The sequence below is a fragment of the Streptomyces roseochromogenus subsp. oscitans DS 12.976 genome (assembly GCF_000497445.1).
GTDB lineage: Bacteria > Actinomycetota > Actinomycetes > Streptomycetales > Streptomycetaceae > Streptomyces > Streptomyces oscitans.
In genome coordinates this window covers 143550-161126 of the sequence record NZ_CM002285.1, presented here as the reverse complement: position 1 = coordinate 161126, position 17577 = coordinate 143550, and the positions used below count along the sequence as shown (strand labels likewise).

Here is a 17577-nt window from a genome sequence, read left to right as displayed (position 1 = left end):
GCGGCCCTTGAGGTCCGGTTCGAGCCCACTGTGCGACGTCATCCGGCACCAGCACCGGCGGTCGGCCGACCGTTGAAGGCGGCTTCCCTGTTCGTGCGGCGGAACATCAGAGCGTGCGCGACCGGACCGGACCGGACGCGGAGGCCGGTTCGGCTCATAGCGCCAGGCGGGGGCGGCCGGAGCGAGGGACCCGGCCAGTGCAGGCCGACGAGCGCGTCGAGCGTGATGCCGACGGCGTCGTCGAGATGCCGGGGCACTCCCGCGGGGGCCGGGCGGTTACGGCACGGAGCCCACGGATATCGGCGCATGCGGCGTCCGCCACTGCCTCGCCTCGGAGACGCCCGGGAGCCGGGATACGCAACGGCCTGCGCGGTCCGCTGCCGGCCGGCGGCATCGCCGCCTACCTCGCGGCCCGCAGCCTGGGGGAGTACTTCGGAACCGCACCCTCATCCCGTTCGCGATCTACTGCACCCTGGCCCGGTCCGGCTGCCTGGCCTACTTCATGTGGAGCGTCTCCCACCAGCAGCACCGCCCCGCCCCGCGCCACCACCCCATGACCGCCACCTTGGACGCGGACACGCGGATATCAACCGATACGCCTCTTCGTCTGAGGAGCCCACTTTCCGGACGCCGCTAGGGACTGTCCAGGACGACTCCGAAGTCGTGGTCACGCCAGCCACTCCATGATCATCCCTCTCCGGCTGATCCCTCCAGCCGGGCGAAGGCGAGGATGCTGGGGGCTGCTTCGCGCAGGCTCGCGAAGTGGCGGTGCACGCCGGCCACCGGACCCGCGGTGTTGACTCCCCACACCGCCATGCCGGCTCGCAGCCCTGCTTCAACTCCGGACGGGGCGTCCTCAATGACCAAGCAGTTCTCGGGCCGGACACCGAGCTGCTCGGCGGCCAGCAGATAGGGCACGGGCGACGGCTTTCCTTCCTCCACCGCGGCCGCGTCCACAATCACGCGAGGGAGCGGCAGGCTCGTCCGAGTAAATCGCCCGCGCACCCGGTGCTCGTAGTTGGACGTCACGAGCACCCATGCCCCCGACGGCAGATTGCCCAGCAACTCCGACGCGCCGTCGAAGGCCGCATAATCGCCGGACCGGACGTCGTCGTCCTCCAGTTCGTGCAGCGCATCCAGGCACTTCCTCGGATCCTGGTCCGGAGCCACCTTCGCGAAGGTCTCCAGCGGCCGCGTCCGCAGCGCCACCCGATAGACCTCATCCGCATTCAGTCCGTATCGCCCCGCCCACGCCGCCCAGACCCGGCGCTGGTTGTCCACCGCGTCGATCAACGTTCCGTCGACATCGAAGAGGACGGACTTCCTGGGGCCGGGCTCCACAAGGTCACTGGCCATGCCGTGATCATGTCAGGACGCCCTGGTCTGGATTTTCAGTACGCGACCAGGGCTCGCCTGCCCGCTGACAGCACGGTTGTACGGGTGGTCGTTTGTCCGTGGCTCCTGGCCCGAAATCACCAGGAAATACGCGGAGCCACAACAAGCCCCCAAGTTCAAGGCCCATAATGTGCCTTCCGAGCGAGGGGGAGGTCCGGAGATGCGAATTGAGCTTGCGGAGTTGCGGTTCGAGCCGGAACGGTGGAGCTCGAGCTGAGCGTCGCGGTGGACACGGAGGCCAAGTCCGGTGGCAAGGCCCGGTTCCGGGACGTTCCGGCCGGCCTGGCGAGACGCCGTTGATCTCCGGCGAGGCACTGTCCGGCGAACGGTGAGTCCGCACCGCACCGCGCCGCGCGGGACGGTCCGCCCGCGCAGGAGTAAACAGCTGAAAGCACCTGCATCTTGTGAGGGGAACGCGATGTCAGCCAACAGTGGCATGACCGGCGCATTACGCCGGAACGGCCGGTGAGGGGCCTGCAGGCGGAACGGGCCGCCGAAATCATCGTCGTCCGTCACGATGGGAGCAGTCTGCGCGGATCGGGATACCTGGTGCGCGCGGACACCATCCTCACCGCGGCCCACGTGGTGGCCGGGGCGCAGCAGATCCGCGTCCGCTCCGAGAAGGGCGGAACCGTCCTGTGGGACGGAGAGGCCGAGGCTGCCTGGTCCGACGAAACGATCGACGTCGCGGTCCTGGCCCTGAGCGCACCTCCGAAGGTTCTCGGGCGGACGAGGGCCGCCGCGTTCGGAGCGGTGAGGGATCGGGACGTGGGCCTGAAGTGCAGTGCACTGGGCTTCCCACTGTTCAAGAGACGTCAGGACGCGGCGGGCGTGTATCGCGACTCCTTCCACGCGCGCGGTGAGATCGCGCCTCTCACAGGGCGCAGGGAAGGCGTCCTGGAATTCCGGGTTCAGGAACCCGAGCGGGATCCGGATCCGCGCTACTCCCCGTGGGAGGGCATGTCCGGCGCGGCGGTGTGGGCGTACGGCCGGATCATCGGCCTGATCACCGCGCATCACAGGCCGGAGGGACTGGGGAGCCTCACGATCAGCCGCGCCGACCGGTGGGCGGAGCAGGCCGACGACGAGGCCGGCCTGGCCGCGCTCGACAGGGCTGGGCTGCGTCCTCCGCTGCCGTTCGTGGCCCCGGTGTGGAGGAATCGCAAGGTCCTGATCGGTTCCAGCGTGGTCCTCGCCACCGCGGCGGCGACCACCTGGTGGATGGCGAGGCCCGAGCCGCTGCACTTGGAGATTGCCGGTACATGTACGCGAACCGATCAGACGCTGGTCAACCAGTCCAGCGGCTTCACTCCGGGTGGCCGGTACACAGACGAGATCATCGCGCCGGACGGCAGCAAGCCCCAGAACGTGTCCACCACGGGGACGGTCAACGGCGACGGGTCGCTGAAGCTGGCCTGGCCCTGTTCCAGCACGGACCAGCGGGGGAACTACCGGGTGCGGGTGAGGGATGAAGCCACCGGCCGGTATACCGGCTGGACCACCATCCACGTCACATACGTGCCGCCGTACAGGTGCCGCTTCCGTCAGCACGACGGACTCTGGTACGCAGGCATCAGCGACACACAGAACGCCGTGCTGACGGCCAACTCGCACGGGACGGAGGTCGCCGAGGCGCAATGCCTGCTCCAACGCCTCGGGTACGAACTCGGCACCGCGGGTGTCGACGGCTGGTACGGCACGAACACCCAACGGGCCGTCATCTCCCTGCAGGACAAGGAAGGTTTGCCACCCGACGGCGTTGTGGGGGTGAAAACCTGGCACTCGCTGCGCACGACGGTCCCGCCCGCCGAGCGGTGCCCCCCGGAGCGCAGATTCACCCCGCACCTGCTCCAGTCCGCGCTCGCGCACATCAACATACCGCTGCTCCAGCATGACCGACTCACGTCACATCCCGGGTGAAGCCGGGAACCAGGTCGCCCGCCTTCGGGTCGGCCCTGAGGTAGACGAGGAGCTTGGTCTGCTGCGGCGGGCAGACGCGGGCGAAGTTCCGCAGTCGCTGGTATGCCGCGTACTGCATGCGCTGGGCACGGGTGACCGCGTGACCGAGACCGAGCAGCACCTCGTCTACCGCCTCGGCCAAATCCGTCAGGGCGCTGCCCGGCAATCGGCCAACGAAGACGAGCTTGTGCTCAACACTGGCTCCTGCGGCCCGCCGTCGCGGCCGAGCCGTGAGCCGAGCCGCCTGATGCTGGTCCTGCCACAACGGCCCCAATTCCGCGATGAGTTCAGCGATCACATCCGGCGACAAGCCGGTGACCGGGTACTCTGCCACGATCAACTCACGCGCCCCATCCCCCATCGTACACAGCTCAACGAGCCACCTGGGTACCGAGCCACGGCCGACCGTGCACGAGGTCGTCAGATACCGAGGAGCGCGACCCGGCCGGTGCTCCCGTCCACCTCGACCATCGCACGTTCGGGTCGGACCGTCGTCGCGTCCGGAATGGCCAGGACGGCCGGGATGCCCCGCTCCCGTGCCACGATCGCGACGTCGGAGAGCAGTCCGCCGGTCTCGGTGACGACCGCGGCGACGACACCGAACAGCGGGGTCCCACTCCGGGTCCGTGGTCCGGCACACGAGTACGTCGCCGCTGCCGCACGCGTGCGAAATCACCGGGGCCGCACACCAGGCGGGCCGATCCGGCGGCGGAGCCGGGACTTACGGGCGTACCCGCGCGGCCTTCGCTCCCTCGGTGATGTCCGCAGCAACCGGTGGCCCGGCGGGGAGGGCGCTGGTCACCGGCCGGGCCAGGAGGATCCAGATCTGGGAGCCGGTGATCGCCCACTCGATGTCCTGCGGCCCGCCCAGCAGATCGGCTGTCTTCCGGCCGATGTCCGCGAGCCGGATCACTTCGTCGTCGGTGAGGCAGAAGCGTTCCCGGTCGGCAGGTTCCACCTCACGGATGACAACCCGGGTGTGATCGCGCTCGATTCGCGTCTTCTTCGTGCCGAGTTTTCGATGGGTGATGGTGCTGCCGGGCAACTTCCAGGCGTCCGACACCGCCCGCCCCATGCTCCGACTGCCCACCATGCGCGCCCAGGCCGCCGACACCATCGCCGGCGCCGAACGCGAGTGGGCTCTCCTACGCGGGCTTCCTTGCCGAGCTGCTGATGGCTGAGTGGGAGGACCGCGACCGCCGCCGGGCCGAACGCCGCATCCGGACCGCCCACTTCCCCCGCGAGAAATCCCTGCGCGACTTCGACCACAACGCCAACCCCAACGTCGACCCAGCTGTCATCCACAACCTCGCCACCTGCGACTGGATCGCCAAGGGCTGTCCGCTGTGTCTGATCGGCGACTCCGGTCCCCAGACAGATAGATGGCTGCTCCGAGACCTTCATCGATCCGCGGCTCTGCGCGGCGATCGTCCACCGGCTCACCGTCAACGCCACCCTCATCGAGACCGGCACCGAGTCCTACCGCCTTGCCCGCGCCAGGCAAACAAGGCCAACGGGAGGAAATGGCCGCCCTGCACGGTGCCCAGAGGCCGGAGCACGCCGCCCGACTAATGCCGTCTCGTTGCGGTTGCAAGATCATATGCAAAAAAGCTGGACGGGTCGTTACCGCCTGCCGAGGATGTGGAGCCCCGTCATGCCCCGGATGATGCCGGACACCAAGCCGCAGCGCGTCCTTGCGGCTTCGAGCTTCATCTACACCGTCGGCAGTGGCCTCCATCTCACCGCTGGCGTGCTGTATTTCACCGGGGCAGTCCACCTTCCGGCCAACCAGGTGGGGCTCGGGATCGGCATCGCCGACCTGGTCGCGTTGGCTCTGGGGGCGCGGTCGGTCATCTGGCGGATCGGCACGGAGCACGCGGCGTCTACGCGACCACCCTGGTGATCCACGCGCTGGCCACGGTCGGCTTCGTCCTGGCGGACGGCTTCTGGCATCCGTCCTCGCCGTCTGCGTGGCCGCCGCAGCGAAGGCAGCCGGAATATCCGCTCGCAGCCCGCTCATCAGGCACTGCGGTGGAAACAGGTCGCAGGAGCTCCGGGCCTGCCTCCGTGCAGTGACCAACGTCGGCATCTCCCTCGGCGCCGTGCTGGCAGGCTGGGGCGTTCAAGTGGGCACGCTCACCGCCTATCAGCTCATGGTCACCGGCAATGCGATCGCCTTCGCTCATCGCGCTCTGCATCACCTGGGCCGACCCGGATGGCATGTCGCAGGAGCCATGTTCGCGCTGGCGGGCCTGGCAGCACCACCCGCTGTCCGCCGGGCACAACACCATCGACACACTCAGCTCGCACCTGCGGAAAAGGCGTCAACCGCCTGATCGACCCGAGGAAGCAGCACAACCTCCGCCCCGGTGGGTCCAGATCGAACTGCCCTCCGGGTCCACCTCACAACGCCCGGGGGTGCGAGACGTCGTCGAGCTGCGCCGTCGTGAGGCGAACTCGCCGACGTCGCCTGGAGTTTGGGCAGTGTCCCTGGTTCAGCGCCGAATGGCCCACGCCGCCTCGCGCTCGCGGCGCGGCCACACGGGTGGTTCTGCGCGGAGCGCCTACGCCCGCGTTCGGCCTCATGATGCCTTGACCGCACAGGGATCTTGGGCGGGTCGCCGGGCCGACGCCCGTGCTCGTTGATCAGACGATCCGGCGTGCCGACGAGCGGATATCGGGCATTTGCGCATTAACCTCTCGGCAACTTATGACGTGGCGGATCGCGTAGGCGTCCGCTTCAACGCTCGGAGAAGACATGCGTAAGACTCGCAAGACCGCTGTCATGGCCATCCTCCTCGGCACCGTCGGCTTCCTCGGCGCCGGCACCGCCTACGCCCACGGGCACGGGCACGGCCGCGGGCACCACGGTCGAGAGAACAACACGACATTGATCAGCCAGAGCACCTCATGCACGACGGCCGAAGAGAACGGCGACGTACAGGGCGAGTCCGGGTTCGAGAACGGCCGGGAGGGTAATCGGTCCAACGGCAAGGGCTCACCAGGCTCGCAGACCACCAACGTCGGCTCAAGCCTCGGGTGCAACAACACCATCATCCTCGGCAAGTAGCTCACACGGGCCCCGGCGCCGAGCCACACGCCCGACGCCGGGGCCCGGACCCGGGGGTGCCCTATCTCTTTCGTCACGGGACAGGGTGGCTGTTCCGCAGTGGTTCAGACGGTTTGGGTGGTGGGGTGTGGTTCGAAGAAGGTGCCGCCGCGCTGCGTAGCGGCAGCGGCGCATGCCGTGTCCGTGGGCGAACTCATTGATGGTGCCCTCTACTCCGGAGCGGACTGCATTCCGCTTTTCGCGCAGGCCAGTTCCACACACTCCGCCCGCACGCTGACCGTCGCCACGGACGGCAGCGCCCCCTACTGGACGGTCCAGGCGGCGATCGACGCCGCCTCGCCCGGAGACACCATCCCCGTCGCCAAGGGTGTCTACCACGAGGTCGTCACCGTGCCCGCCGCCAAGAGCGGGCTAACCATCGTGGGCGCCACCGGCAACCCGGCGGACGTCGTCATCACCTGCGACAACGCGGCCGGATAGAAGAATGCAGGCGCAGGCCGACCGGACACCACTGGGAGCGCCATGGCGACCTTCGCCGCCAGGGACCTCACGGTCAAGAACGTCACCGTCGCCAACTCCTTCGACAAGAAGGGACATCCCGGGACCGCCGGCCAGGTCGTCGCCGTGAACGCGGAGGGCGACCGGCAGGTCTACGAGAATGACCGCTTCCTCGGTCACCAGGACACCCTGCTGGCCCGGGCGTCCAAGGCCGGCGCATTGACCCACCAGTACTTCCGAGGTGACCAGATCACCGGCGGCACGGACTTCATCTTCGGCAACGCCGACGCCGTATTCGACCACGACACTGTCGACGCCCGGGACAACGGCGCCGCAGGGGGCCTGTTCACCAGGGCGAGACACTCGTCATCGACAGCGGCGTCACTCCCTACGGCTCCCGCAATCCCGTCTCGTACCAGGTGAAGGGCATGCCCACCTGCGGCACCCTGTCCTCAGCCGAGGGCGGCTGCACACCGCTGATCTCCGTCTCCGGCGCCCATGCCGGGATCGAGGGCGTGCGCTCCGGCAGCGGCAGCCAGGGCAGGATCGGCGGTCGCGGCGACCAGGACATCCTGGGCCCCTCCACCACCTGGTGGGCGCTGGCCAGTCAGGCCCAGAAGGTGAACGAGAACCAACAGAACCCGCGGCTGATCACCGTCAGGAACGCGGATGACTGCACCCTCTGCGACATCGATCTGCTCAACTCACCGAATTTCCAAGTCGCTTACCAGAACGCCAACGGCTTCACCGTCTGGGGCCTGCGGATCAAGACGCCAGCCGACGCCCGCAACACCGACGGCATCGACCCCGGCGGTGCGACCGACGTCACCATCGAGGACTCCTGGATCCAGGACGGCGACTACGGCATCGCCGTCAAGGGCGGCAGCGCGGTCCGCAACGTCACCATCGCGGGCAACCACTTCTGCGGCACCCACGGCATTTCCATCGGCAGCGAGACCGCCGGGGGAGTGGCCAACGTGCTGGTGGAGAACAACACCGTGGCCGGCACCGACAGTTCCGGCGTCGTAGGCAGCAACGGCATCCGCATCAAGGGCTCCACCAAGAGCGGCGGCAGGGTCTCCGACGTCAGCTAAGTCAATCCTGCACCTTCCCGGCCTACCCTCCGCTGTAGACGACACATCGCCTTGACCTCTGGGCTCGGCCACATCTCACTCGCATGGTTGCGCAATGTGGCAAGCTTCTGTCGAGAATGGGGCCCATGACCACCCATGACACCCCGCACCCCGGCCCCGAGCACTGGACCGAGCTGCTGCATGTCCGTCTGGAACGGATCGAGGGCCTGCTCGCTCCGGCCGATCAGTCGACCGAGTCCGAGCGTCCCGCGTGGCAGCGGCGCACCCGAGGCGAGCAACGCTGGGCCGTGATGGCGGCGCTGCTGGTCGCCGTCTCGGTGCAGTGGGCGCTGCCTGCACGGCTCAGCATCCACCCGCACTGGCTGCTGCCCGCCCTGGAGCTGGTCATGATGGCGGCGCTGTGGGTGGCTCATCCGCACCGGCGGATCGAGTACCGCTCCCGTCGGCTGCGCGCACTGGGCCTGCTGCTGGCCGCCGCGGTCAGCCTCGCCAACGGCTGGTCTGCCGTCATACTCGTACGGGACCTGTTGCACGGCGCCGAGGGCTCCAACGCTGTGGCCCTGCTGACGGCCGGCGGCGGCATCTGGCTGACCAACGTCATCGCCTTCAGTCTCTGGTACTGGGAGTGGGACCGGGGCGGCCCGGCGGCCCGAGCCCTGGGCACGCACCAGCACCCGGACTTCCTCTTCCCCCAGATGCAGCAGGAGGGCATCGCGCCCGAGGACTGGGAGCCGCAGTACATGGACTACCTCTACGTCGCCCTCACCAACGCCACGGCCTTCAGCCCCACCGACACCATGCCGCTGTCCCGCTGGGCGAAGCTGCTGATGTCCACGCAGTCCACGATCTCGCTGCTGACCCTGGCGCTGATCGTCGCGCGCGCGGTCGGAGTCCTGCAGTGACCCCGGCAGAATGAGCCGCGGAACGTCCCGTCGGGCGCTCGTCCGGCGTCACTCGCCGTCCGGCAGGGCCCGTTCGCCGATGTCGAGCAGGTGGGTCAGGCCCAATCGGTCGAACGTGCTGCGTGCCTGAGCGTCAGCGTGAGTGACGATCACCTCGGTGCCTTGTTGCCGCGCGGCGCGCAGCACGGGCAGGAACGCCCTGCCGCCGTCGCTGCCAAGGAACGTGACCCGCTGGAGGTCGATCTCCAGAGTGCGGGAAGTCGGGCGGAGGGCATAGCGGAGCTCGTCGGCGACACGGCCGGCGTTTCTTCGGTGTCATCTCTCCAGCGAGTCGGACGTCGGCGTGACCCGGGTTGTGGGTCACGCGGGGTGTGCGTCGATGCAGGAGCCGCAGCACGCGGTGGCGGGCGGTTTCTCGAAGGCCGCGGACGTTGTGCGGCTCGGAGGTGGGGGATTCCGGCATCGGGGCTCCAGATCAACGGCAGTGGGAAACGGGCTCCGGCGCGGTTCTCAGCCGCGAGCAGTTGCAGTACCCGGCCCCGTCAGCTGGTCGCTGATCGTGGTGTCGGACATGAAGTGAGTCTCGCTTCCCGAAAGGCTCAAGAGGTCCCGAAAGGCTCAAGAGGTGAAGTCCCCAGCCGGGGTACAGTCCCGGGCGGGCCGCTGGTGTCGTCGGCGTGTGCGCATCACGCGTGATCCGGGCAGACAGGCCGACGAAGCGGTGATCTCAGGAGTCCGTGATCCCGCTCGGCGGGCCGGCTGCGACCATGGACGCTCGGATGCGGGCATGCAGTCGAGCGTCGGTTGGTACTCCAGACACATTTCGACGTTCTCACTGTTCAGGGGCGGTTCGGGCGAGCGTGGTGGGCTGACTGTCGGTCCGTGCTTTCTCCCGGAGTGCCCCTCGATCGTCTGCATTGCGCTGCGATAAGGGCGACGGTCCGGGCAACTCGGTACTCCGGCTCTTCGGCTCTTCGCGCATGGGAAGATCGCTACCGGAGCCGCCGTCGCCGGGTGATCAGGATGTCGGGGGTCGGATCCAGAACGGACGGATCACGCGGTAGACACGGGGTCTGGCACCTCTGCTGTGCGGATCGACTCCCCGGCAGCACAAGCGCGCCCGAGGCAGTGGACAATCTTCCCCGGGTTCATGGGCAGCCCGATCTGCACGGCGTTTGACGGAAGGCCCAAGGCGTCCTCTCAGCGTCCTCTCAGCTCGTGCCTTCCAGGCTGAAGAAGTGCCTGGAGTTAGCGCGCCTGGGCTCGATCGCACCACTCCCGGACCACGATCCAGGGGCAATGCCATGACTTCCCACACTGCCGCGCCGCCTGACGTCCCGGCGCAGGGCTGTACGGCCACCGCAGTGGACGGCCTCAACCGGTTCTTCGAGGATTCATGCGACCGCACCCCGCACGCCGTGGCTCTCGAATGCGGAGCCCGGCGTCTGACCTACGCCGAACTGGACGCCCGGGCCAACCGGGTCGCCCACCGGCTGCGCCGTCTTGGCATCGGCCCGGGCAGCGGCGCCGCGCTGCTGCTGCCTAGGTCTGTGGAGATGTACGCGGGCCTGCTCGGCGTGTGCAAGGCGGGTGCGGCGTTCGTGCCGGTCGATCCGGAAGCGCCTGCCGACCGGGTGGCTCACATCCTCCGGGACGCCGGTGCCAAGGCTGTGCTGACCACGTCCGCCCGTGCGGCCGACGCGAGGCGTGCGGTGCCGCACGGGGCGTGCGCGGTCGTCGAGATGGGATGCGGTTGGGAGGATCCAGCATTGCCACCCGCCACGCGGCCATCCGAAGGAACGAGCAGCACGGCGGACCCGCTGGCCTATGTGATGTACACCTCGGGATCCAGCGGCAGGCCGAAGGGCGTGGAGATAGCCAGGTCGAGCATCCGCAACTTCGTGCGCGTCGTCTCCCCGGTCTACGACATCCGGTCCTCGGACCGTGTGTACCAGGGCATGACCATCTCCTTCGACTTCTCGATCGAGGAGATCTGGCCCACCTGGGCAGCCGGCGCCACACTCGTCGCGGGCCCCACGGGCACGGGACGGCTGGGCGGGGAACTCGCCGACTTCCTGGACCGGCACCAGGTGACCGTCCTGTACTGCGTGCCCACCCTGCTGGCGACCATCCCCCGGGACCTCCCGCGCCTGCGCAGCATCTTCGTCGGCGGCGAGGCGTGCCCCGCCGCGCTGGTCGAACGCTGGAGCAGGCCGGGGCGGCGCATCGTCAACACCTACGGGCCGACCGAGGCGACCGTCACGGCCACGGTTCAGGAACTGCGCCCGAGCCGGCCGGTGACCATCGGCCGGCCCCTGCCGACGTACACGGCCGTCCTCCTCGACGAGCGGCACGAGCCGGTGCCGCAGGGGGCCGTCGGGGAGATCTGCCTCGGCGGGCCAGGGCTTGCCCGGGGCTACGTCGGTCGCCCGGACCTGACCGCCGACCGCTTCATCCGCCATGCCCTGGCGCCTGGCGGCGGGCGCCTGTACCGCACCGGTGACCTCGGCAGGATGACCGCACAGGGGGAGATCGAGTACCTCGGGCGCGCCGACGCGGAGGTGAAGATCCGCGGCTACCGGGTGTCGCTCGAAGAGATCGAGAGCGTGCTCATGGAGGATCCGGGCGTCGCACAGGCGGCCGCGGCGCTCGTCCCGCGCGAGGGTGCCGAACAGCAGGTCCTGGCCGGATACGTCGTGCGGGCGGCGGACGGCGGCGTCGACGCTCCGGCTCTCGCCGCCAGGCTGCGCGACCGCCTGCGGCGTGCCCTGCCCGCCTACATGGTCCCGGCGACGCTGGACTTCCTGGACCGGCTGCCGCTCTCGCCGAGTGGCAAGACCGACCGGGCGCGGCTGCCCCGGCCGTCGGGCCGCCGCCTCGCGGCATCCGATCACGTGGCTCCGCTCCGCGACGCGCGGCAGGCGCGTGTGCGCGACGCGTGGGCCCGCGCGCTCGGTCTCCCGCCCGAGGAGGTGCCGGCCGAGGCCGACTTCTTCACCGACCTCGGCGGGCACTCCCTGCTCGCAGCCCACGCCGTGTCCCTGCTTCGGGAACAGGGCGGTGACACCGGCCCGACGCTGCGCGACCTGTACGAGAACCCCACCGTGCGGACCTTCACGGCGTGCCTGTACGAACAGCGGGGCAATTCCGGCGACGAGGCCGCCGGGCAGTGCCCTCGCGTGGCGCCGCTGAGGCACAGCCGCGCGAAGATCGCATGGGCGGGACTGGTCCACGCGGCGGCGCTCTACTCCCTCCTGCTGCTGTTCACGGCGCCGCTGGCCTTCTGGTGCGCGGCTCGTCACGGACGGCTGCAGGGCACGGGCGCCGTCGGACCGGCGCTCGCGGTGCTGGCCGGCTACCTGGCCGTACGCTGGCTCGCCCCTGTCCTGCTCGCCCGGCCTCTGGCCGCCGGGATCCGGCCCGGCCGGTACCCGTTGTGGGGGGCCACTTACGTGCGCCTGTGGACGCTCGACGTGCTGCTGCTCGGCATGAGCCCGCTGCGGGTGCTCAGCGGATCCGCGCTGATGGGCCCTTACCTGCGACTCCTCGGGGCGCGGGTCGGCCCTGGCACCACCATCGTCACGAGCCTGATCGGACTGCCCAGGCTGCTGCGCATCGGCGGTGACGCGGCGATCGGCTACGGAGCCACCCTGCGCCCCTGGCAGGTCGCCGACGGATGGGTCACGGTCGCTCCGATCACCATCGGGGCACGGGCGTACGTCGGCGCGGGCGCCGTCTGTGAACCCGGCGCCGAGCTGGGGCCCGGTGCCGCGCTCGGCGAGCAGTCCCTGGCCGGCCCGGGCGAGCCGATCCCTGCAGGAGGCCGCCGCGCCGGATCACCCGCCCGCCCCGTCGAGGCACTCTCGCCGCTCGTCGAGTCGCTGCTGAGCGCCCCGCGCCCGACGGACCGCCAGCGGGCACGGCACCTGGCCGCCACCCTGCTCGGCCTGTTCCTGCTGGAAGCGGTGCCCGTCGGCGCGGCCGCGCCGGGCGTCGCCCTGTGCTGGTGGGGGTGGCGGCACGGCGAGCCCGCCGTGGCCGCGCTGTTCGGCCCCGTCTTCGTGGCCACGGTGTGCCTGATCGTCGCTGTGGGCAGGCGGGCGGTGCTGCCCAGGACGCCGGTGGGTGTCCACCCCGTACGGTCGGCGCTCGGCGTGCGCAAGTGGGTCGCGGACAAGCTGCTGGAGGAGAGCCTGGCCCTGACGAACTCGCTGTACGCCACCCTCTACACCGTCCCCTGGCTGCGACTGCTCGGCGCGCGGGTCGGGCGCGGCGTTGAAGTGTCCACCGTGGCGCATATCGACCCCGACCTGCTCACCCTCCGCGACGGCAGCTTCGTCGCCGACATGGCCGGCGTCGGCGTCGCCGCTTTCGCCGCCGGCCGTATGGCGTTCGCACCCACCGAGGTAGGCCGACGCGCCTTCGTCGGCAACGCGGCACTCGTACCCGCCGGTTCCCGGCTCGGCCCGGGCTGTCTGGTGGGCGTCGGCAGCGTGCCGCCCTCCGGCAGCCTTCCCGACGGCAGTACCTGGCTGGGCTCGCCCGCGCTACGGCTGCCGGTGCGCCAGGACAGCGGACGCTACCCCGAGAAGCTGACGTTCCGGCCGACCCGCAGGGCCGTACTGGGCCGCCTGGCCATCGAGTTCTTCCGCGCCACCCTGCCCGCGACACTGCTCGCCGCCGGCGGCTTCGGGTACCTGCTGGCCCTGAGCCGCCTCGCACCCCACACCGGGACCGTAGTCACGACGCTGGTGTCCCCGTCACTCGCCATGGGGGCGATGGCGGCTGTGGTCGGGTGCTGTGCGCTGGCCAAATGGGTGGTCGCCAGCCGGTACCGGCCGCGTGTCGAACCCCTGTGGAGCCTGTTCGTCCGCCGGACCGAGTTCGTCACGGGTCTGTTCGAGACGGCTGCGGTTCCCGCGGGCGTCGGCGCCCTGGTGGGGACCCCGTTCCTGCCGCCCGTACTGCGCCTGTTCGGCGCCCGCATCGGCCGGCGCACCTGGATCGGCACCACCTACCTGACGGAGTTCGACCTGGTGGAGGTCGGGGACGACGCCGCGATCGGACTGCACGTCTCCCTTCAGACACACCTCTTCGAGGACCGGGTGATGAAGATGTCGAGGGTGACCGTGGGCCCCGGCGCGAGCATCGGCCCGCGCACGGTGGTGCTGTACGACGCCGTGGTCGGCAGCGGGGTTCGGCTCGGCGCGCTGTCCCTGGTCATGAAGGGCGAACACCTGCCCTCGGGCACGGACTGGCAGGGCCTGCCGGCCGAAGGGCGCGCGACTTTCACATGCCGGAACCGACCGTAGGGCACCGGCCCATGCCCCGTACGGCCCCGGAGCACCGTCCGCCGGCCCTCGTCCACCGCGGGCCGGCCGCCCTGCCCGGCTGCCCCGAGGCAGTCGCGGGACCTCCTCGCCTCCGGCCCCTGGAACCTGGACGTCCGCTACACCGGACCCCGCGAGGCGCCCCCGCTCTCGGCCGAACCGCTGTCCCAGGCCGTGCTGTACGCCCAGCCCGGCGGCACCCTCGACTCCGCCTGCCGCGTCCCTGCCCCACAGCGCCGGACGATCCGCGACTTCGTCCGCGGCGGTGGGCACTGTCTGGGCTTCTGCCCCGGCGGTCGTCTCGCCGGAGCCACACCGGACTTCGGCCTCCTGCGCGGCGACACCGATCAGTACATCGCCACTGCCGGGGCGACGGTCCACGACGAGGGCTCCACCGTGGTCCGGGTGACCTGGTGGGGGCCCGGCACAGCGTGTACTTCCAGGACGGCCCCGTCTTTCTCCTCGACGTCGGCGCCGACGCGCGGATCCTCGCCCGCTACGACTACGGCGCCCCCGCAGCCCTCGTGGCCTGCTTCGGCGCGGGGCGGGTGGCTGTCACGGGGCCGCACTCGGAGGCTTCCGACGGCTGGTGCACCGACTACGGCCTGCTCGTGCATCACACCCTGGACCTGGCCCGCGACCTGGTGGAACGGACGGCACGGCGATTGCTGTGCGCGTGGTCGGTCCCTCAAGCGTCCTGCTGGTCGTCACGCCGCTCTCCGGTCTCGCGCCGACCTCGGCGTTCCTGACTGAGGACTGAGGTCACTCACCGTTCCCTCTTCCTCACTTTCCGTAAGTTCTTGAGGACTCCAGCCTGCGATGTGGGTGCTGAGAGCAGGTTGAGCGACGCTGCGTTTCTCAGCGCCTTCCCAGCCGACGGCCGTCACCGGCCACGACTATGGTGGATCAGAGGCTGCCATGCGGACGCTGATCATTGAGGACGAGCGCGGACTCGCCGGGGCGATCGCCGAGGGACTCGCCGCCGAGGGCTTCGTCACGGACGTCGCCCACGACGGGCCGGACGGTCTGTGGCGGGCGCTCACCGAGTCGTACGACGTCATCGTGCTCGACATCATGCTGCCCAGCCTGTCCGGCTACGAGGTCCTCAAGCGACTGCGCGGCGCCAGCGTCTGGACACCGGTGCTGATGCTGACCGCGAAGGACGGCGAGTACGACGAGGCAGACGCCCTCGACCTCGGCGCCGACGACTATCTGAGCAAGCCCTTCTCGTACGTCGTCCTCGTCGCCCGGCTCAGGGCGCTGCTGCGCCGCGGGGCACCGGCCCGGCCCGCGGTGCTCCGGGCCGGCGACCTCAGCGTGGACCCCGCCCGCCGCCGCTGCCGGCGCGGGGAGCGGGAGATCGAACTCACCGCCCGCGAGTTCGCGCTCCTGGAGTACCTGGCCAGACACACCGACGAGGTCCTCAGCAAGACGGACATCCTCACCCACGTGTGGGACGAGCAATTCGACGGCGACACCAACGTCGTCGAGGTCTACGTCGGCTATCTCAGACGCAAGATCGACGTTCCGTCCGGCCGCAGCATCATCGAGACCGTCCGCGGCGCCGGATACCGGCTGCGCGACGCCACGGGGTGAACGGTGGGCACCGGCGCCCGGTTCTGGTGGGCCCGCAGATCACTGCGGCACCGGCTGACCGCCGCCGCGGCCCTGGTCATCGCCGCCGGTCTGACCTCGGCCGCCGTCCTCCTCGTCGTCTGGCTGCACGTCAGTCTGATCCACGGCCTGGACACCACCGCCCTCCAGCGCGCCGAGGTCGTCGCGGCGGACGCCAACGCCGCCCAGGCCGGCACGGAGATACCCGCCACCGACCACGGAGACGTCGCCGTACAGATCGTCGACCGCGACGGCACCGTGATCGCCAGCTCCGGGAACCTCCGCGGCCGGCCGCGGGCGTTCTCCTTTCCGGCGAGCCGGTCCAGCACTCCGCACGCCCACACCGTGCACGACATCCCCGTCGGCGAGAACGGCGCCTGGCGGGCCGTCGGCGTCCCCGCCGGATCAGCCGGCCATCCCTTGACGGTGTACGTCGCCGTACCCACCGAAGGCATCGACCAGGGGCTGGCCCGGCTCACCGCCGGCCTGGCCGCCGGAACACCGGCGGTCGTCGCCCTGCTCACGGCGGTGGTGTGGCAACTCACCGGGCACGCGCTGCGCCCAGTGGAGGCCATGCGTGCCCAGACCGCCGAGATCACCACCTCCGACCTCAGCCGTCGGCTCGACGTACCACCCACCGCGGACGCCCTCGCCCGGCTCGCCCGGACACTCAACGACCTGCTGGCACGCCTGGACACCGCGACCCGGCGGCAGCGGAGGTTCATCGCGGACGCCGCCCACGAACTGCGCAGCCCCCTCAGCTCCCTGCACACCCGCCTCGACGTGTCCGCCCGGCACGCCCGCTCGCCGGAGGCACAGGCCCTCGCCGCATCCCTGCTGCGGGACAGCGAACGCCTCATCCGCCTCGTCGACGACCTCCTCCAGCTGGCGCGCCTCGACGACCAGCCACGAATCCGGACGCGCCCCGTCGACCTGGACGAGATCGTCTTCACCGAGGTCCGCGAGGCCCGCCGCCGCACGCCCCACCCGATCGACCAGCACGCCGTGGGCGCGGCCCGTGTACAAGGCGATGCGGATGCCCTCGCCCGTGTCGTCCGTAACCTCCTCGACAACGCCGTGCGTTACGCCCGCAGCAGGGTCACGGTCAGTCTGCACACCGAGGACGGCATCGCCCGCCTGGTCGTCGCCGACGACGGCCCCGGCATCCCGGAGGCCGACCGGGAACGCGTCTTCGAACGCTTCACCCGCCTGGACGAAGCGCGGTCCCGGGACACCGGCGGCAGCGGCCTCGGCCTGGCCATCGTTTACGAGGTCGTCACGGCCCACCACGGTCGCGCCCTGATCGAGGGCAATCACCTCGGAGCGCGGCTCGTCGTTCTGCTCCCTGCGCAGGAGCCCTGACCCCCCTTGCGGCATCAGTCGGCAGTGCTGCAGCGTCAAGTCGGCCGGCCCAGGCTGGAGCTGGTTGACCGGGTCCTTGTTGCCGCCCTGTCGCGTCTGCTGCCCAGGCGGAGCCGGAGCAGCTTCTTCGTTACTCCAGCGACGCTGCTGCGCTACTCAGTTTGCGCGGCGGAACAACGACCGAATGCTCCGGCACCATCGCCGCCCGCCTCCAGCCGCGTAAACCCGGACCCGAGCCGTGCTGCGCGGGAGGTGCAGGCGGATCGCGGCGGGCGCACTCCTGTACCGCCCGGCCGTCGTCGCTCGCGGTGCGCGAACAGGAGGCCTGCGATTCTCCAGTTGCGCAATCGCTA

14 protein-coding genes and 4 pseudogenes are annotated in these 17577 nt (G+C 70.2%); 13 read left to right on the top strand and 5 right to left on the bottom strand.

Annotated elements, in window-relative coordinates; genetic code table 11:
• Positions 1-687: 687 nt before the first annotated feature.
• Complete coding sequence (locus M878_RS51350; RefSeq protein WP_023544216.1) at positions 688-1356, bottom strand: HAD family hydrolase; 669 nt, start codon at positions 1354-1356, stop codon at positions 688-690.
• A gap of 504 nt (positions 1357-1860) precedes the next feature.
• Between M878_RS51350 and M878_RS92005 the strand changes: the two genes are divergently transcribed.
• Complete coding sequence (locus tag M878_RS92005; protein ID WP_023544214.1) at positions 1861-3315, top strand: peptidoglycan-binding protein; 1455 nt, start codon at positions 1861-1863, stop codon at positions 3313-3315.
• On the opposite strand, the pseudogene M878_RS93315 reads toward M878_RS92005, so the two are convergent.
• The 3 genes and pseudogenes from M878_RS93315 to M878_RS98190 form a co-directional block, all read right to left on the bottom strand.
• Positions 3299-3496: pseudogene (locus tag M878_RS93315) on the bottom strand (transporter); the annotation flags it as partial. The gene M878_RS92005 and the pseudogene M878_RS93315 sit on opposite strands and share 17 nt — an antisense overlap.
• A gap of 278 nt (positions 3497-3774) precedes the next feature.
• Positions 3775-3918, bottom strand: a complete 144-nt coding sequence (locus tag M878_RS98745) for a PEP-utilizing enzyme (RefSeq protein WP_245238353.1) — start codon at positions 3916-3918, stop codon at positions 3775-3777.
• Between the two features lie 157 nt (positions 3919-4075).
• A complete protein-coding gene (locus M878_RS98190; RefSeq protein WP_245237994.1) occupies positions 4076-4429 on the bottom strand; it encodes a PEP/pyruvate-binding domain-containing protein in 354 nt (117 codons plus the stop codon).
• Between M878_RS98190 and M878_RS93305 the strand changes: the two are divergent.
• From M878_RS93305 to M878_RS51310, 8 genes and pseudogenes are all read left to right on the top strand, one after another.
• Positions 4383-4855: pseudogene (locus tag M878_RS93305) on the top strand (ATP-binding protein); the annotation flags it as partial. The gene M878_RS98190 and the pseudogene M878_RS93305 sit on opposite strands and share 47 nt — an antisense overlap.
• A 153-nt stretch (positions 4856-5008) precedes the next feature.
• Positions 5009-5257, top strand: a complete 249-nt coding sequence (locus tag M878_RS99285; protein ID WP_023544210.1) for a hypothetical protein — start codon at positions 5009-5011, stop codon at positions 5255-5257.
• A gap of 169 nt (positions 5258-5426) precedes the next feature.
• Positions 5427-5690 carry a hypothetical protein gene (locus tag M878_RS99280; RefSeq protein WP_245237992.1) on the top strand — a complete coding sequence of 88 codons (264 nt, stop codon included), beginning with the start codon at positions 5427-5429 and terminating at the stop codon, positions 5688-5690.
• A gap of 422 nt (positions 5691-6112) precedes the next feature.
• Positions 6113-6424 carry a hypothetical protein gene (locus M878_RS51325; RefSeq protein WP_031223588.1) on the top strand — a complete coding sequence of 104 codons (312 nt, stop codon included), beginning with the start codon at positions 6113-6115 and terminating at the stop codon, positions 6422-6424.
• Between the two features lie 183 nt (positions 6425-6607).
• Entirely contained in the window at positions 6608-6904 is a 297-nt protein-coding gene (locus M878_RS000000101295) for a pectinesterase (RefSeq protein WP_158692612.1), read from the top strand.
• Between the two features lie 39 nt (positions 6905-6943).
• Positions 6944-7345 (top strand): annotated as a pseudogene (locus M878_RS000000101290) (pectinesterase family protein); the annotation flags it as partial.
• A gap of 5 nt (positions 7346-7350) precedes the next feature.
• A complete protein-coding gene (locus M878_RS51315) occupies positions 7351-8016 on the top strand; it encodes a glycosyl hydrolase family 28 protein (RefSeq protein WP_023544206.1) in 666 nt (221 codons plus the stop codon).
• 125 nt (positions 8017-8141) lie between these two features.
• A complete protein-coding gene (locus M878_RS51310) occupies positions 8142-8918 on the top strand; it encodes a DUF1345 domain-containing protein (RefSeq protein ID WP_023544205.1) in 777 nt (258 codons plus the stop codon).
• A gap of 48 nt (positions 8919-8966) precedes the next feature.
• On the opposite strand, the pseudogene M878_RS97220 reads toward M878_RS51310, so the two are convergent.
• A pseudogene (locus M878_RS97220) lies at positions 8967-9218 on the bottom strand (STAS domain-containing protein); the annotation flags it as partial.
• Between the two features lie 1004 nt (positions 9219-10222).
• On the opposite strand from M878_RS97220, the gene M878_RS51300 reads away from it, so the two are divergent.
• The 4 genes from M878_RS51300 (at position 10223) to M878_RS51285 (ending at position 17224) form a co-directional block, all read left to right on the top strand.
• Positions 10223-14230 carry a Pls/PosA family non-ribosomal peptide synthetase gene (locus M878_RS51300; RefSeq protein ID WP_078630150.1) on the top strand — a complete coding sequence of 1336 codons (4008 nt, stop codon included), beginning with the start codon at positions 10223-10225 and terminating at the stop codon, positions 14228-14230.
• A 431-nt stretch (positions 14231-14661) separates the two neighbouring features.
• A complete protein-coding gene (locus M878_RS98740; RefSeq protein ID WP_023544202.1) occupies positions 14662-14997 on the top strand; it encodes a hypothetical protein in 336 nt (111 codons plus the stop codon).
• Positions 14998-15166: 169 nt separating this feature from the next.
• On the top strand, positions 15167-15844 hold the full coding sequence (locus M878_RS51290; RefSeq protein WP_023544201.1) for a response regulator transcription factor: 678 nt from the start codon (positions 15167-15169) through the stop codon (positions 15842-15844).
• Positions 15845-15847: 3 nt separating this feature from the next.
• Positions 15848-17224: a HAMP domain-containing sensor histidine kinase gene (locus M878_RS51285; RefSeq protein ID WP_023544200.1), complete on the top strand. Its 1377-nt coding sequence runs from the start codon at positions 15848-15850 to the stop codon at positions 17222-17224.
• Positions 17225-17577: the final 353 nt, after the last annotated feature.

Coding starts and splice junctions, on each gene's coding strand:
- M878_RS51350 (WP_023544216.1), bottom strand. CDS start 1,356: ATGGCCAGTGACCTTGTGGAGCCCGGCCCCAGGAAGTCCGTCCTCTTC.
- M878_RS98190 (WP_245237994.1), bottom strand. CDS start 4,429: ATGGGGCGGGCGGTGTCGGACGCCTGGAAGTTGCCCGGCAGCACCATC.
- M878_RS99285 (WP_023544210.1), top strand. CDS start 5,009: ATGCCCCGGATGATGCCGGACACCAAGCCGCAGCGCGTCCTTGCGGCT.
- M878_RS51325 (WP_031223588.1), top strand. CDS start 6,113: ATGCGTAAGACTCGCAAGACCGCTGTCATGGCCATCCTCCTCGGCACC.
- M878_RS51315 (WP_023544206.1), top strand. CDS start 7,351: ATGCCCACCTGCGGCACCCTGTCCTCAGCCGAGGGCGGCTGCACACCG.
- M878_RS51310 (WP_023544205.1), top strand. CDS start 8,142: ATGACCACCCATGACACCCCGCACCCCGGCCCCGAGCACTGGACCGAG.
- M878_RS51300 (WP_078630150.1), top strand. CDS start 10,223: ATGACTTCCCACACTGCCGCGCCGCCTGACGTCCCGGCGCAGGGCTGT.
- M878_RS51290 (WP_023544201.1), top strand. CDS start 15,167: ATGCGGACGCTGATCATTGAGGACGAGCGCGGACTCGCCGGGGCGATC.